Raw genomic sequence first — 15,007 nt, 5'->3', positions numbered from 1 at the left:
ACCTCGGTGTCGTAGGCTCGGGTCGACGCGGCGGGCCTGCGGTGACACCAAGAACCGCATAGGCTGGGACTGCGTTCCATGCATGTCGCACGACGACGTTCGAAGGAGAACATCAGATGCAGATCAGCGGACAGGGTGCCCTCGTCACCGGCGGCGCCTCCGGACTCGGGCTGGCCACCGCCCGTCGGCTCACGGCCGCAGGCGCGCACGTCACGATCATCGACCTCGCCTCGTCGAAGGGGGAGGGGATCGCCGCAGAGCTCGGCGGTCCCTTCGTGCCCGCCGATGTGACGAGCGTCGACGAGGTCAAGGCCGCCGTCGCCGCGGCACAGGCCGCCGCGCCGCTGCGGGTGGTCGTGAACTGCGCCGGCATCGCCCCGCCTGCCAAGGTGCTCGACCGGGACGGCACGCCCGCCGTCCTCGCCGACTTCGAGCGCATCGTGCGCATCAACCTCGTCGGCACGTTCAACGTGATCTCCCAGGCCGCCGCCGTCATCGCCGCGAACGAGCTGCACGACGAGGAACGGGGGGTCATCGTCAACACCGCGAGCGTCGCCGCGTTCGACGGACAGATCGGGCAGCCGGCGTACTCGGCGTCCAAGGGCGGCGTGCACGCCATGACCCTCCCGATCGCCCGCGAGCTCGCCCGTCACGCCATCCGCGTGTGCACGATCGCCCCCGGCATCATGGAGACCCCGATGCTCATGGGCCTGCCGCAGGAGGCGCAGGACTCGCTCGGACAGCAGGTGCCGTTCCCCGCTCGCCTCGGACGCCCCGACGAGTACGCCGCCCTCGTGCAGCAGATCGTCGAGAACGGCTACCTCAACGGCGAGACCATCCGCCTCGACGGCGCCATCCGCATGGCCCCGCGGTGACCCCTCCCCGGTTCGAATCGCCTGAATGACCCGATTCGACCCGGAAATCCAGCCAATCAAGCGATTCGAAACGAGAACCATGAGCACACTCGCCGGAAAGACCATCCTCATGTCGGGCGGTAGCCGCGGGATCGGCCTCGCAATCGCCCTGCGCGCGGCCGCGGACGGCGCGAACATCGCGATGCTCGCCAAGACCGACTCCCCACACCCGAAGCTCGAGGGCACCGTGCACAGCGCGGCCGAGCAGATCCGCGCCGCCGGCGGCCAGGCCCTGCCGATCGTGGGTGACGTGCGGGACGACGACCACATCACCGAAGCCGTCATGAAGACGCAGGGCGAGTTCGGCGGGATCGACATCGTCCTCAACAACGCCAGCGTCATCGACCTCTCCCGGTCGCTCGACCTCTCCGCGAAGAAGTACGACCTCATGCAGGACGTGAACGTCCGCGGCACCTTCATGCTCTCCCGGGCCGCGGTGCCCATCCTCAAGGACGCCGAGAACCCGCACATCCTCTCGCTCTCGCCGCCCCTGAACCCCACCCCGAAGTGGCTCGGTGCGCACACCGGGTACACGCTGGCGAAGTACGGGATGACGATGGTCACGCTCGGACTCGCGGCGGAGTTCGCGGCCGACGGCATCGCCGCCAACACGCTGTGGCCGCGCACGACGATCGCGACGGCCGCGGTGCAGAACCTCCTCGGCGGCGACAAGGTGATGGCCGCGAGTCGGACCGCCGACATCTACGCCGACGCCGCCTACGCCGTGCTCACCCAGCCGGCGCGCACCTACACGGGACAGTCGCTGATCGTGGAGGACGTGCTCGAGGCGAACGGCGTCACCGACTTCTCGGGCTACGCCGCGGTGCCGGGGACTCCGGACAGCGCGCTGTTCCCGGACATCTTCCTGGACTGACGCGCTTCGACAGGCTCAGCGACCCAGCTCTGTGGCCCTGAGCCTGTCGAAGCGTTGGGTCCCTGAGCCTGTCGAAGGGCTAGAGCAGCAGATACACGGCGCCGAGGACCGTCAGCACGATCACGATGCGGTCGAAGAGCCGCTGGTCCAGGCGCCGCGCCACCCGCAGCCCGAGCAGTGCACCGAGCACCACGAGCGGCGCGAGGATCGCATCGGTGAGCAGCACGGGCCCGGTGAACAGTCCGATCCCGGCGAGGAACGGCACCTTGATCACGTTGATGATCGCGAAGAACCAGGCGGAGGTGCCGAGAAAGACCTGGACGGGCGTCCGCGTGGCGAGGAAGTACATCGACATGACCGGCCCGCCCGCGTTCGCCACCATGGTCGTGAAACCGCCGAGCGTGCCGTAGACGCCGGCCAGCAGCGCGCCGCCCCGGGCCGCGGCCTCCTGCTCCGCCCGCGCCGGCCGCCACCGCCGCCACAGCGTCACGGCGATCATGAGCAGCAGGATCACGCCGATGGCGCGGCGGACGACCCCGTCTCCGGTCAGGGCGAGGAAGGCGAAGCCGAGGAGGAGTCCGGCCACGACCGCCGGTGCGAGGCGCAGCAGCGTCGGCCAATGCGCGTGCCGTCGGTAGGCGAGCAGTGCGAACACGTCGCCCACCATCAGCAGCAGGAGCGTCGCGGCCGTGGAGGTGCGTGCGGGGAGGACCGCGGCGAACAGGGCGATCGCGAGGATGCTGCCGCCCGGAAGAGCGGTCTTCGAGATCCCGATGACGACCGCGGCCACGCCCAGCGCGGCCCAGGCCCAGGGATCGAGCGCTGTCACCGCCGGATCTCGGCGGCGATGGCGTCGTACCCGCGGTCGGTCGCGAGGTCCAGCGGCAGCACGCCGTTGCCGTCGCGGATGGTCGCATCGGCGCCGCCGTCGAGGAGAGCGCGCACCACCTCGACGTAGCGGGCGGACCCGTCGCCGAGCACGATCGCCTCGTGCAGGGCGGTCCAGCCGAGGTTGTTGATGTGATCCGGATCGACCCCCGCCTCCAGCAGGATCTCGACCGTCGGCAGCAGGCCGCGCTCGGACGCGGGGATCAGCGCGGTGCCGCCGAAGCGGTTCGTGCTGCGGAGGTCGGCGCCGTGCGCCAGGGTCATCCGCAGGATCTCGTCATGCCCGCGGGCGCCGGCGTAGAGGTAGGCGGAGTCCTGGATGTCGTCCTTCGCGTTCACGTCGGCGCCGGCCTCGATCAGGAGCCGTGCCGCGTCGACGTGGTTCGCCTTGGTGGCCGCGATCAGGGGAGTCATGCCGCCGTCGCCACGGGCTTCGATGTCGGCGCCCGCGTCGAGCGCGCGGCGGACGGCGTCAGCGTCGCCCGCGGCGGCCGCGGCGAGCAGGTCGGACGTGGCGTCGGTCATGGGAGCCTCCGGAGTCGGTGCCGTGTGGGGCGACGAGGGTGCAGCCGTGCAGGCCGAGGCGAGGAGCAGCGCCCCCGCGAGCACGACGACCGCCTCACTCCGTCGCATCCGCATGCATCCGGTATACCAAATGCTCCCGAAGGGAGGCGGCTCAGCTCCGCGTGGCAGCGAGGGCGGCGGCGAAGCGCGCGGCCCGCTGCTCGATGTCCGCCCAGTCGGCATTCGCGATCGCGGCGCTGTTCGCGAGGTCGCCACCGGCCCCCACGGCGACCGCGCCCGCCGCGAACCAGTCGGCGAGGTTGTCGGGCTTCACGCCGCCCGTGGGCATCAGCGGGGCGTCCGGGAAGGGCCCGCGCAGCGCACCGAGGTAAGAGGGGCCGCCGAGGGAGGCGGGGAAGATCTTCACGACGTCGACGCCGAGCTCGAGGGCGCCCATGACCTCGGTCGGGGTCATCGCGCCGGTCATCACGACGCGGCCGGTGTCGAGCATGGCGCGCGTGAGGTCGGGGAGGGTGCCAGGGCTGACGAGGAACGCGGCACCCGCGTCGGCGGCCTGGGTCGCCTGTTCCGCCGTCGTGACGGTGCCGGCGCCGATGTACGCGGCGTCACCGTGACGGGTGATGAGCTCGCGGATCACGGCCGGCGCGTCGGGGGTCGAGAAGGTCACCTCGATGCCGGAGACCCCGCCGCGGATGATCGCCTCGGACGCCTCCAGGGCCAGCTCCGGCGACGGGGCGCGGAGGACGGCGAGGATACCGGTGGTGCGGGCACGGGTGAGGCGGTCGGACATGGCGCTCCTTGATCGAGGGGATGCGCCCATTCTCGCGTACGAGAAATTGTCATTACAAGCGGTGGGAGGGCCGCTCGACGGCAGCCCCCGCGCCCAGCCGCCTTCCACCCGCATCCCGGTACCCTGGAGGGATGGCCGAGAACCCCCGCACACCCGAGACGCGCCCCGCGACTGCGCCCGCGTCGTCCCGTTCGGGGGCGATCCGCGAGACCCGCGCCCCGCAGGTGCGCCCCGCGACCGAGGGGTGGACCCAGAAGAAGGACGCCGAGGGGCGCCCCCTGCTGCAGTTCGCGAGCCCGAAGCGCGGCAAGCCGCCGGTCCACCTCGCCGACCTCACCCCGGCCGAGCGCATCGAGAAGGTGAAGGAGCTCGGACTCCCCGGCTTCCGCGCCAAGCAGCTCGCCACGCACTACTTCCGCCACTACACGTCCGACCCCGCGGAGATGACGGACCTCCCCGCCGGCATCCGCGACGAGCTCGTCGCCGGCATGCTCCCGCCCCTCATGACCGAGGTGCGGCGGCTGGAGACCGACCGCGGTGACACCATCAAGTTCCTCTGGCGTCTGCACGACGGCGCGCTCGTCGAGTCGGTCCTCATGCGCTACCCCGGCCGCATCACGCTGTGCGTGTCGAGCCAGGCCGGCTGCGGCATGAACTGCCCATTCTGTGCCACGGGCCAGGCGGGGCTGACGCGCAACATGTCCACCGCCGAGATCATCGAGCAGATCGTCCGGGCCAACCGGGCCATCGCGAACGGCGAGCTGGGCGGCAAGAAGCGCGACGACCACAGCATGGAGCGCGTCTCCAACATCGTCTTCATGGGCATGGGGGAGCCGCTCGCGAACTACAAGCGCGTCATGGATGCGGTGCGCACCATGGTCGCCCCGCAGCCCGACGGTCTCGGCATGAGCGCCCGCGGCATCACCGTGTCGACCGTGGGGCTCGTGCCCGCGATCAGGAAGCTCGCCGACGAGAACATCCCCGTCACGTTCGCCCTGTCGCTGCACGCCCCCGACGACCACCTGCGCGACGAGCTCATCCCCGTGAACTCGCGGTGGAAGGTCGACGAGGCGCTCGACGCGGCCTACGACTACTACGCCAAGACCGGGCGCCGCGTGTCCATCGAGTACGCCCTCATCAAGGACATGAACGACCACGCCTGGCGGGCCGACCTGCTGGCGGAGAAGCTCAACCAACGCGGTCGCGGGTGGGTGCACGTGAACCCGATCCCGCTGAATCCGACGCCGGGCTCGATCTGGACCTCGTCGGAGAAGGACGTCACGGACGAGTTCGTGCGACGGCTGAACGACGCCGGCATCCCGACGACCCTCCGCGACACTCGCGGCAAGGAGATCGACGGCGCCTGCGGACAGCTCGTCGCGACGACCGAGGATGAGGCTGCCGCCGCCGCGATGGCCTGACCCCGGTTCGAATCGCTCACCTGGCTCCACATCCGGCCCGGATGCCGCCATTCGCGCGACTCGAAGGCCCGTCCAAGGGATCTTCCACGGTATGCACAGGCGGAGTTTCGTAGATTATCGGGATGCCCTATTCCGCCCACCGCCCGGGTCGTTTCGACTCGCAGGGTCGGATCATCCTCGACGGCGACCCGAACGCCGAGACGGATGACCTCGACTTCCTCCGCGAGTACGAGCCGACCGGCGACACGTCCGCGCAGTCCGACGTCGCGTCCGACGACCCGACGCCCGAGCCGGTGACGGCGCCCGACGCCCCGGTCGACGCGGAGCCCGTCCCCGACCGGAAGGCGCGTCCGCCGCGCGTCCGGAAGTCGCGTCGTCGTCGCACCGCCGCCGAGCGCCTCCGTGCTCTCGCGATTCTTGGCGGGGCGGAGGGCGAGATCCTCGACCGCGTCCCCGGCGAGACCCCGCGTTTCGTGCAGATGTTCTTCGTGCTCGCCGGCACCGCCCTCGTCAGCGCGATCTCCATGCTCTTCGCTCTCACGACGGGAGTGCGCGCGGCGGTCTGGCTCGCCATCCCGCTCGCGATCGTGTGGGCGCTCATCATCTTCAACCTCGACCGCTTCCTCACCTCGACCATGACGTCGACCCGCAACGTCTGGAAGCTCATCGGCCTCGCGATCCCCCGCGTCATCATGGCCGCGATCATTGGTTTCGTCGTCGCGGAGCCGCTCGTTCTGCAGATCTTCCACAACGACATCTCGCGCGAGGTCGCCGCGACCAACATCGTCCAGGCCCAGGCCGACCAGGAGGCGCTCGAGACCGGCCCGGAGAAGAAGGCGCTGGATGCGGCATCCGAGCGTGTCGCGGCGCTCGAGAACCAGGCGGCGACGGGCATCGTCGCCGGGACCGAGTCGTCGTCGGCGACCGAGTCCGCCGCCCAGTCCACGGTCGACGACCTGACGGACAAGCTCACGGAGCAGCAGGCCGTGATCGACCAGGCGCGGATTCTGTACCAGTGCGAGCTCACGGGCGAGGGTGCGGGAACCGTCCCCGGCTGCACTGGCGTGAACGGCGAGGGCGCGAGCTCTCAGGCCGCCCAGGCCCAGCTCGCCGAGGCCCAGCAGACCTACGACGCGCTCGCGGCCCAGCTCCGGACCGCGAACGAGGAGCTCGCCGCTGCCGGAAGCGCCGCCAAGGAGAACACCACGGCCTCGGAGTCGCAGAACCGTCAGCAGGCGAAGGACGAACTCCCCGCCGCGCGCGACACGTACGAGCAGGCGCTCGCGGCCTACAACGCCCGCGCGGACTCCGTGGCGCAGGGCAACGCCGGGGCGGTGGGGCTGCTGAGCCAGATCAGCGGCCTCAACCGCCTGAGCGAGAAGGAGCCCGCGATCCTCTGGGCGCACATCCTCATCGCGGCGCTGTTCTTCATGATCGAGCTGCTGCCGGTGCTGGTGAAGGTGCTCACGAGCTACGGCGACCCGAGCCTCTATGAGAAGGCGCTGGCCATCCGCAAGCAGGTCGCCCTGGACAGGGTCACGGCGGAGGGCTTCCGTGACCGCGCCGACATCGTCACCACTCCCGTCTCCGGCGCCGGGGCTCAGGCCACCTGACTCGTTTCGAATCGCTCACTGTGCTCCATCTCGGCCGGATTCGGGACAAAGTGGGCGATTCGAAGGCGGGAGAGATTCCCGGCCCGAGACGCCAGCGCGAGAGAACGGATCAAGGCGACCGTGGACGGGGAGCTCGGCCACGGGGTGCCGGTCACGGCGGCCTCGATGCGGGAGAGCGGCTCACGGAGGGCCGGGTCGTGCGTGCGGGCGTCGTCCTGGAGCCATGCGAGAAGCTCGCCGATGGTCCAATCCCGCTGAATTGGACCGAGATCGAGCCCGAAGCTGGTCGTGAGAACTGTCATTGGTCCAGAATCGGCTCTCATGGACACCCTCGACAGGGCCAATGCGACGCCGGTGGCCCACGGATCGGCCCCCGGCCCCCTCGTGCAGGGCGGTGAGGTCGCCGCGGGCGCTCTCGCCGCACGCCTCGGCCGCTGGGCCCACGGCGACGGCACCCTCTCCACCCGCCTCGCCGCGGCGATCGCCGCCCTGATCAGCGGTGGTGAGCTGCGTCCCGCGGACCGCCTGCCTGCCGAACGCGCCCTCTCCGCGGCGGTCGCGGTCTCGCGGGGCACGGTCGTGTCGGCCTATGCGTCCCTCGCCGAGCAGGGCCTCGTCGAGCGCCGGCAGGGGAGCGGGACCACAGTCGCGGGGGCGAGGACGACCCCCGCGGCGGACCGCCGTCCCGGCCGCGGCGAGGCCCTGTTCTCGGCTCTCCCCAACGCGATCGATCTGCTCCGCACGGTGCCGCAGATCCCGGACCTCGGTGTGCAGCTCATCCGCGACCACCAGCCGCGGCTCGACCTCGCCCTGCTCCCGGAGACCGACCCCGCGGGGCTCCCCGCGCTCCGCGAACTCATCGCCGGCATGTACCGCGCCGAGGGGACGCCGACCACGCCCGAGCAGATCCTCGTGACCCACGGCGCGCAGCAGGCCATCAGCCTCGTCGTCAACGCGCTCGTGGAACCCGGCGACGTCGTGCTCGCGGAGGAGATCACCTGGCCGGGCGTGACCGACTCCGTGGGGCTGCGCGGCGGCACCGTGCACGGCGTGCCGATGGGCGCGGACGGCCTCGACGTCGACGCGCTGGAGCAGGCGATGGCCCGGCTGCGTCCCGTGCTCGTCGCGCTCAACCCGCACCACCAGAACCCGACGGGGACGCGACTGCCCGCGGCGGCGCGCCACCGGGTGGCCGAGCTCGCCGCGCAGTACGGGGTCCCCGTGATCGAGGACCGCGTCGTCGCCGGCATCTCGTTCGACGGGGTCGTGCCGCCCACGCTCGCCTCGGAGCGGCCGGATGCCCCGGTGCTCGTCGTCGAATCCGTGTCGAAGTGGGCCTGGGCCGGGCTGCGGATCGGGTGGCTGCGGGCCGACCCGGTGCTGGTCCGGCGGCTCCGCGGCGCCCGGCAGCTCGCCGACCAGTCCACGAGCGTGCCCGGCCAGCTCCTCGCACTCGACCTCATCGCGCACGCGACGGCGCTCCGCCGCGCCACCAGCCGCGTGCACCAGCAGCGGCTCCTCCTGCTGCAGGAGCTGATGGCCGCGCACCTCCCCGACTGGACCTCCGACGCCCCTCGGGGCGGACTCGCGCTGTGGGCGGCGCTGCCTCAGGGCTCCGCATCGGCTCTCGCGCGCGTCGCCGCGGCGCATGGCGTCTCGATCGCGGGCACCGGGGCCTTCGCGGTCTCAGCCGCCGCGCCGGACGACCACGTGCGCCTGCCGTTCACCGCGCCGGACGACGTGCTCACCGAAGGGGTGCGACGGCTGGGCGACGCCTGGCGTGAGTACCGGGAGACTCTCAGCAGCCCTGCCTAGGGTGACCGCATGACACCGATGCCGCGTCCCACCCTCTGGATCTGCGTCGCGGGCGTGCTCGCCGTCACCGCGTACGCCGCCCTCGCCGCGGTGCAGATCCTCGTGCTGAACCCGCTCGCCGCGGCTCCGGGCGACCTCTCGCTCGACGAGGTCCGGGCCGCGATGTCGAACGCCGGGGAGAGCCTCATGGCGCCGACCGTCCTCGGGATCCTCGGTGCGGGTGTGTGCCTGGGAATCGGGACGGCCGTCGTCTGCCTCCTCACGCGGGCTCCGGCGGTGGTGGCCGGCATGACCTTCCTCGCGCTGCTCATGGGCGGGGCTCCGGCCTACTTCATCGCGTCGTTCGGCCCGGGCATGGGGCTTGCCGACACCTTCGGCATCAGCGGCGCCGATGCCTCCCCGTGGGCCCTGCCCCTATACGCGGTCAGTGCGCTCGCCGCGGTCGGGGTGCTGGTCGGGGCGGCGCTCACGTCCCGCCGCCGCGGACCGGCGCCCGCCACGGCCTGACGATCACCGTCGATCCGGCCCGCCGGTCCGCCGGCGGGACTAGCGTTGGTCCATGGTCAACTATCGCTATCTCGGCAACAGCGGTCTCAAGGTCTCGGAGATCACGTACGGCAACTGGGTCACGCATGCCTCGCAGGTCGAGGACGACGCCGCGGTCAAGACCGTGCACGCCGCCCTGGACGCCGGCATCACCACGTTCGACACCGCGGACACGTACGCCAATACGGCCGCGGAGGTCGTGCTCGGCAAGGCGCTGGAGGGCCAGCGTCGCGAGAGCCTCGAGATCTTCACCAAGGTCTACTTCCCGACCGGCCCCAAGGGTCCGAACGACACCGGCCTGAGCCGGAAGCACATCATGGAGTCGATCAACGGCTCGCTGCACCGCCTCGGCACCGACTACGTCGATCTCTACCAGGCGCACCGCTTCGACTACGAGACCCCGCTCGAGGAGACGTTCCAGGCCTTCGCCGACATCGTCCGGCAGGGCAAGGCGCTCTACATCGGCGTCTCGGAGTGGACCGCGGAGCAGCTCCGCGAAGGGCACGCCCTGGCGAAGCAGCTCGGCATCCAGCTCATCTCCAACCAGCCGCAGTACTCCATGCTGTGGCGGGTCATCGAGGGCAAGGTGGTCCCGGCGTCGGAGGAGCTCGGCATCTCGCAGATCGTCTGGTCGCCGATGGCGCAGGGCGTGCTGAGCGGCAAGTACCTCCCTGGCCAGCCGGTGCCGGAGGGGTCGCGGGCCACGGATCAGAACTCGGGCGCAGGCTTCATCAAGAGCTTCCTGCAGGACGACATCCTCACCGCGGTGCAGCGCCTCAAGCCGATCGCGGAGCAGGCGGGGCTGTCGATGCCGCAGCTCGCGATCGCGTGGGTGCTGCAGAACCCGAACGTCGCGGCGGCCCTCGTCGGCGCCTCCCGTCCGGAGCAGCTCGCCGACACGGTCAAGGCCTCCGGCGTGACGCTCGACGCCGACACCATGACCGCGATCGACGAGGCTCTCGGCGACACGGTCAACCGCGACGCCGAGCACACGTACTCGGTGTCGCCGAAGTCCCGGCTCGTCTAGCCCTTCGAATCGCGCAAATGGTCCCATTCCGTCAAGGAATGGGACCATTTGCGCGATTCGGGCGGGTTACTCCTTGACGGCCCCGGCGGTGAGGCCCTGGACGATCCAGCGGCTGGCGAGGGCGAACATCACCATCGTCGGGAGGATCGTCAGCACGGCCGCGGCGCTCATGGAGCCCCAGTCGATGTTGAACGTGGAGATGAAGCCGTTCAGCGCCGAGGGCACGGTGCGGTTCGCATCGGTGTTCATCAGCACGACCGACAGGAACAGCTCGTTCCAGCAGTTCACGAAGTTGAAGATGAACGCGGCGATGATGCCAGGGGTCATCACCGGCACGAGCACCCGGAACAGGGCGCCCAGGCGGGAGCAGCCGTCGATCATCGCCGCCTCCTCCAGCGCGTCGGGGACGTTCTCGAAGAAGCCCCGCAGCATGACCGTGGAGAACGGGATGCAGATCGCGATGTAGACGAGGATGAGGCCGGGCTTGGTGTCGACGAGTCCCAGGTCGGTCATCATCGAGTACAGCGGTCCGAGGGCGATGAACGCCGGGATCATCTGCGTCAACAGGAACGCGATGAGCACCGTGCCCTTGCCGCGGAACTCGAACCGTGCCAGCACGTAGGCGCTGAGCAGGGCGATGAGCGTCGCCACCGCGCCCGCCGACACCGCCACGATGGCCGAGTTCGCCAGGAACGTCCCGAACGAGCTCTTCTCGAACAGGCTCGTGAAGTTGTCCAGCGAGGGCTCGCTCGGCCAGTACTCGATCGGGAAGCGGTTGATGGTCCCCGGCGACTTGAACGCGGTGAGCGTGATCCAGTACAGCGGGAACAGCGTGATGAGCAGCCACAGCCCCAGGCCGACGATACGCACCACGCCGCCCACCGTGACGCGGGGCCTGGGACGCGGGGCGGCCTTCGGGTCGGGCACCGTGATGCGACGGGTCTCCGTGACCGAGGACCCGGTCCGGACGGATGAGGTGATGGTCATCGCTGCACTCTCCGCATCGCCATCAGGTAGAACGCGCAGAACACCATGAGGAACGCCACGACGATGAGCCCGATGGCGCTCGCGATGCCGTAGTTGCCCTGCTGCGTGTAGTTGATCATCCACGTCGTGATGATGTGGGTCTGGTTGGCTGGGCCGCCGTTCGTCATCGCGTAGATGATGTCGGGGAAGTTGAAGATCCAGATCACGCGCAGCAGGATCGTGAGCAGCAGCGTCATCGAGATGTACGGGATGATGATCGAGAACAGCTGCCGCACCTTGCCGGCGCCGTCGAGGCTCGCCGCCTCCAGCATCTCGTCCGGCACCGACTGGAGTGCCGCGAGGATCATGATCGCGAAGAAGGTCACGCCGTACCAGATGTTCGCCACGATCACGGCGAACATCGCGAGCTTCGGGTCGGCCAGCCACGGCAGCGGGGCGTCGATCAGTCCCGCCTTCATGAGCAGGTCGTTGACGACGCCGAACTCGGCGTTGAACATCCAGCGGAACAGCATGCCGATGAGGAAGCCGGACACCGCCCACGGGAAGAACACCAGCGCCTGGTAGAGGCCGCGGAAGCGGAACCGCTTGCGCAGGGCGAGCGCGATGAGGAACCCGATCACGAGCTGCGGCACGAGCGAGCCGACCACCCAGAGCACCGAGTTCCAGGCCACGGTCGGGAACGCCGGGTCGCGGAAGACGGCGAGGAAGTTGTCGAAGCCCACGAACGGCGTCGACGTGAGATCCCACAGGTTCCAGTCGTGGAAGGCCATGCGTGCGCCCTGCAGCATCGGCCAGTAGGTGAACCAGCAGACGAAGACGATCGCGGGCGCGAGGAAGGCCAGCAGCGTGAGGGCGGTGCGGCCCCGGAAGGGGCGACGACGCGATGCCGGGGAGGCCCCGCCGGCGGTGCCGACGGAGCCCCCTTCACGGATGGTGCGGGCCACGGATCAACCCTTCTCCGCGGCGTACTTCTCGGTCCAGAAAGCGTCCCACGAGGCGAGGAGGTCCTTGGTGGACATGTCGCCGAGCAGCACGCTCTGCACGTCCTGGTCGGACTTCTGGATCCACTCGGTCCACCAGCTCACCCCGCGCGGCTGACGCACGTTGACGTAGGTCTCCGGGTCCTCGGTCATGGTGACGTAGCTGGTCCACGGGCCGGTGGAGTAGAACTCGTCGTCCGCGGCGGCCGCGATGATCGGGACGAGGCTGTTCGCCTGCGCGAACTCGGTGGCGGGCTCGGCGGACGACAGGAACTCAACGAGCTTCACCGCCGCCTCCTTGTGCTCGCTGTTCTCCGCAACACCCCAGCCGGCGACGGCGAGGGGCTGTGCGGCCTTGCCGGACGGGCCGACGAGCAGCGGCGCGGTGTCCCACTGGTCCTCGGTCAGCGAGGAGTCCTGCACCGTCGCGATGACCTCCGGGTCCTGCAGGAGGAAGGCCGTGGTGCCGTTGGTGAACCCGGCGACCATCTCGGGGTAGCCCCACGAGACGGCGGACGGCGGCGAGGCCTCGGTGAACAGGTCGAAGTAGTCGTCGACGGCCTCCTGTGCTTCGGGGGCGGCGAAGATCGTCGAGCCGTCCTCCATGAGGAACGCGTCCTCCGTGTCGAGGCCATCGATCGTGTAGGCCTCGATCGCCGCGACGACGTTGCTGTTCGCGTTCTGACCGCCACGGAACGCGTACCCATAGATGTTGTTCGACGGGTCCTGGATCGCCGACGCCTGCTCCAGCAGGTCCTTCCAGCTGTGCGGCGGGCCGTCGAAGCCGGCCTGCTCGACGAGGTCGGTGCGGTAGAACAGCGACAGGCCGTAGAAGCCGTAGGGGACGAAGTAGCTCTTGCCGTCCTCCGCGACCGAGGCCGACTGCGCGTTCTCGGTGAGGGCGTCCCAGCCGTCCCACTTCTTCAGATCGGCGCCGAGGTCGTAGAGCCAGCCGTTGTTCGCGAACGGCCCGACGGTGATGTCGCGCACCTCGAGCACGTCGACGCCCTTACCGGACTGCAGCATCTGCTGGATCTTCTGGTCGGCCTGCTCGGTGGGCGGGGAGACCAGGGTGACGGTGATGTCGGGGTTGTCCTTCTCGAACTCGTCGAGCAGTCCGCGGAGCAGCTCGGTGCGCGCCGGGTTCGTCAGGCTCTCGACCATCTGGAGGGTGACGCTGCCGTCGCCGCCGGACGAGCCGGAGCCTCCGGAGCAGCCGGTGAGTGCGAGGACGGCGACGGTGCCGACTCCGGCTGCGGTCGTCAAGATCTTGTTCTTCACGATGTGCCTCTCGGTGGGGGTGGGTGGTGTTCGGGTGGGTCGTGCGGGAGGTGGTGCGGGTCAGGGGAGGATGAGGGCGTCAGCGGGGCGGATGCCGGCGCGGCGCAGGATCGCGGGGACGCAGCGCTCGACGAACGCCTCGATGTCGGACGCCTCCGTGTACAGGTGCGCGGACAGGCGGAAGTAGCCGACGCCCCGGAAGCTCGTGAACGCGGTCTCCACGCCGACCTCGTCGAGGAGGTCCATGCGCAGCGCGTCGGCCTCCTCGCGGGTGGCGCCGAGGCCGAGCGGCAGCCGGATGAGCCGCATGGACGGCACCGGGGAGGGGAGGGGGGTCAGCGGATCCTCGTCGCTGAAGGGGCGCAGGGCTTCGGCGATGAGCTCGGCACCGGCGTCGGCACGCGCGGCCATGGCGTCGCGGGCGGCCGCCCATCCGAACTCGGCCTCGATGAACTCGATCGCGGTGGGGGTGGCGAGGTAGGTCGTCGCGTCGATTGTGCCCTGCGTGTCGAAGCGCTCGGGGTACGGCTCGCGCGCGGCCCAGGAGTCGATCAGCGGCCAGAGCTCGTCGCGGTCGGGGGCGGTGGTGACGAGGAGGGCGGAGCCGCGCGGGGCGCAGGGCCACTTGTGCAGATTCCCGAACCACCAGTCGCCGCCGGCGACGGCCGCCGCGTCCGGGATGAGGCCGGGAGCGTGGGCGCCGTCGACGAGCGTGCGCACACCGCGTGCGGCCGCGAGGTCGGCGATGCGACGGGTGGGCAGCAGGCGGGCCGTGGGCGAGGTGATCTGGTCGACGACGAGCAGCCGCGTGCGCGGGGAGAGGGCGTCGGCGAAGAGCTGCACGATCTCGTCGTCATCCGCGAGCAGGGGAAGCGCGACCGTGCGGACGGAGGCGCCGAAGCGTCGGGCGAGGCGCTCGGCGCCCATGGTGATGGCGCCGTAGCCCTGGTCGGTCACGAGGATCTCGTCGCCCCTGTCGAGCTGGAGGGCGTTGTAGACGACCGTGGCCGCGGCGGAGGCGTTGGGCACGAACACGCTGTCCTCCGGGCGGGCGCCGACGAACGGAGCCGTCCGCTGCCTCGCCTCCTGTACGCGCTCCGCGATGCGAGGGAACCACTCCACGGGGCTCAGGTCGGCACGGCGGCGCAGGGCGTCCTGATGGGCGACCACGACCGACGGCACCGCCCCGAAGGATCCGTGGTTGAGGTGGATCACCGTCGGGTCGAGGGGCCAGGCATCGCGCGCTCGCAGGCCGGAGTTCAGCGTGAGCGGAGCGGGGAACTGCGGAGCGGGCATCGGACCTCATCGGTGAGTGGGGGCGAGTTGTTGCACAACTGTGCCACACG

General features: G+C 70.4%; 15 protein-coding genes. 7 read left to right on the top strand and 8 right to left on the bottom strand.

Going from position 1 to position 15,007, the window contains the following annotated elements:
- Nucleotides 1-116 precede the first annotated feature (116 nt).
- Both CJ226_RS13030 and CJ226_RS13025 read left to right on the top strand, forming a co-directional pair.
- Entirely contained in the window at nt 117-875 is a 759-nt protein-coding gene (locus CJ226_RS13030) for an SDR family NAD(P)-dependent oxidoreductase (RefSeq protein WP_102209435.1), read from the top strand.
- Between the two features lie 79 nt (nt 876-954).
- Nucleotides 955-1,788, top strand: coding sequence for an NAD(P)-dependent oxidoreductase (locus CJ226_RS13025; RefSeq protein ID WP_025104853.1), 834 nt, complete (start codon nt 955-957; stop codon nt 1,786-1,788).
- Nucleotides 1,789-1,867: 79 nt separating this feature from the next.
- Here CJ226_RS13025 and CJ226_RS13020 read toward each other — a convergent pair whose 3' ends face one another.
- From CJ226_RS13020 to CJ226_RS13010, 3 genes are read right to left on the bottom strand one after another with little or no spacing between them, the layout of a single operon-like run.
- Nucleotides 1,868-2,617, bottom strand: coding sequence for a sulfite exporter TauE/SafE family protein (locus CJ226_RS13020; RefSeq protein ID WP_102209434.1), 750 nt, complete (start codon nt 2,615-2,617; stop codon nt 1,868-1,870).
- Complete coding sequence (locus CJ226_RS13015; RefSeq protein WP_102209433.1) at nt 2,614-3,315, bottom strand: ankyrin repeat domain-containing protein; 702 nt, start codon at nt 3,313-3,315, stop codon at nt 2,614-2,616. Before CJ226_RS13015 ends, CJ226_RS13020 begins: the two co-directional genes overlap by 4 nt.
- Before the next feature lie 37 nt (nt 3,316-3,352).
- The gene (locus CJ226_RS13010; RefSeq protein ID WP_102209432.1) at nt 3,353-3,991 is read right to left on the bottom strand and encodes a bifunctional 4-hydroxy-2-oxoglutarate aldolase/2-dehydro-3-deoxy-phosphogluconate aldolase; all 639 of its coding nucleotides are present in this window, start codon (nt 3,989-3,991) and stop codon (nt 3,353-3,355) included.
- 131 nt (nt 3,992-4,122) lie between these two features.
- Between CJ226_RS13010 and rlmN the strand changes: the two genes are divergently transcribed.
- Together rlmN and CJ226_RS13000 are read left to right on the top strand one after the other, a co-directional pair.
- On the top strand, nt 4,123-5,412 hold the full coding sequence (gene rlmN / locus CJ226_RS13005) for a 23S rRNA (adenine(2503)-C(2))-methyltransferase RlmN (RefSeq protein ID WP_240743037.1): 1,290 nt from the start codon (nt 4,123-4,125) through the stop codon (nt 5,410-5,412).
- A gap of 122 nt (nt 5,413-5,534) precedes the next feature.
- Complete coding sequence (locus tag CJ226_RS13000) at nt 5,535-7,025, top strand: DUF4407 domain-containing protein (RefSeq protein ID WP_102209431.1); 1,491 nt, start codon at nt 5,535-5,537, stop codon at nt 7,023-7,025.
- On the opposite strand, the gene CJ226_RS12995 is transcribed toward CJ226_RS13000, so the two are convergent.
- The gene (locus tag CJ226_RS12995) at nt 7,013-7,327 is read right to left on the bottom strand and encodes a hypothetical protein (protein ID WP_102209430.1); all 315 of its coding nucleotides are present in this window, start codon (nt 7,325-7,327) and stop codon (nt 7,013-7,015) included. The two genes, CJ226_RS13000 and CJ226_RS12995, sit on opposite strands and share 13 nt — an antisense overlap.
- Before the next feature lie 19 nt (nt 7,328-7,346).
- On the opposite strand from CJ226_RS12995, the gene CJ226_RS12990 reads away from it, so the two are divergent.
- The 3 genes from CJ226_RS12990 to CJ226_RS12980 are packed head-to-tail and all read left to right on the top strand — an operon-like array spanning nt 7,347 to nt 10,413.
- Complete coding sequence (locus tag CJ226_RS12990; protein ID WP_180964598.1) at nt 7,347-8,840, top strand: PLP-dependent aminotransferase family protein; 1,494 nt, start codon at nt 7,347-7,349, stop codon at nt 8,838-8,840.
- A gap of 9 nt (nt 8,841-8,849) precedes the next feature.
- Complete coding sequence (locus CJ226_RS12985) at nt 8,850-9,347, top strand: hypothetical protein (RefSeq protein WP_102209429.1); 498 nt, start codon at nt 8,850-8,852, stop codon at nt 9,345-9,347.
- A gap of 52 nt (nt 9,348-9,399) precedes the next feature.
- Complete coding sequence (locus CJ226_RS12980) at nt 9,400-10,413, top strand: aldo/keto reductase family protein (protein ID WP_102209428.1); 1,014 nt, start codon at nt 9,400-9,402, stop codon at nt 10,411-10,413.
- A 66-nt stretch (nt 10,414-10,479) separates the two neighbouring features.
- Here the strand turns inward: CJ226_RS12980 and CJ226_RS12975 are convergent, their stop codons facing one another.
- The 4 genes from CJ226_RS12975 to CJ226_RS12960 are packed head-to-tail and all read right to left on the bottom strand — an operon-like array spanning nt 10,480 to nt 14,957.
- The gene (locus CJ226_RS12975) at nt 10,480-11,400 is read right to left on the bottom strand and encodes a carbohydrate ABC transporter permease (protein WP_219719923.1); all 921 of its coding nucleotides are present in this window, start codon (nt 11,398-11,400) and stop codon (nt 10,480-10,482) included.
- Nucleotides 11,397-12,344, bottom strand: a complete 948-nt coding sequence (locus CJ226_RS12970; RefSeq protein ID WP_025105358.1) for a carbohydrate ABC transporter permease — start codon at nt 12,342-12,344, stop codon at nt 11,397-11,399. Before CJ226_RS12970 ends, CJ226_RS12975 begins: the two co-directional genes overlap by 4 nt.
- A gap of 3 nt (nt 12,345-12,347) precedes the next feature.
- Complete coding sequence (locus CJ226_RS12965; protein ID WP_102209427.1) at nt 12,348-13,661, bottom strand: sugar ABC transporter substrate-binding protein; 1,314 nt, start codon at nt 13,659-13,661, stop codon at nt 12,348-12,350.
- A 60-nt stretch (nt 13,662-13,721) separates the two neighbouring features.
- Nucleotides 13,722-14,957, bottom strand: a complete 1,236-nt coding sequence (locus tag CJ226_RS12960) for an aminotransferase class V-fold PLP-dependent enzyme (protein ID WP_102209426.1) — start codon at nt 14,955-14,957, stop codon at nt 13,722-13,724.
- Nucleotides 14,958-15,007 lie beyond the last annotated feature (50 nt).

The sequence above is a fragment of the Microbacterium sp. UMB0228 genome (genome assembly GCF_002871415.1).
Lineage (GTDB): Bacteria > Actinomycetota > Actinomycetes > Actinomycetales > Microbacteriaceae > Microbacterium.
Note: the sequence above shows the minus strand (reverse complement) of the source record. Positions and strands in the feature narration are given on the sequence as shown.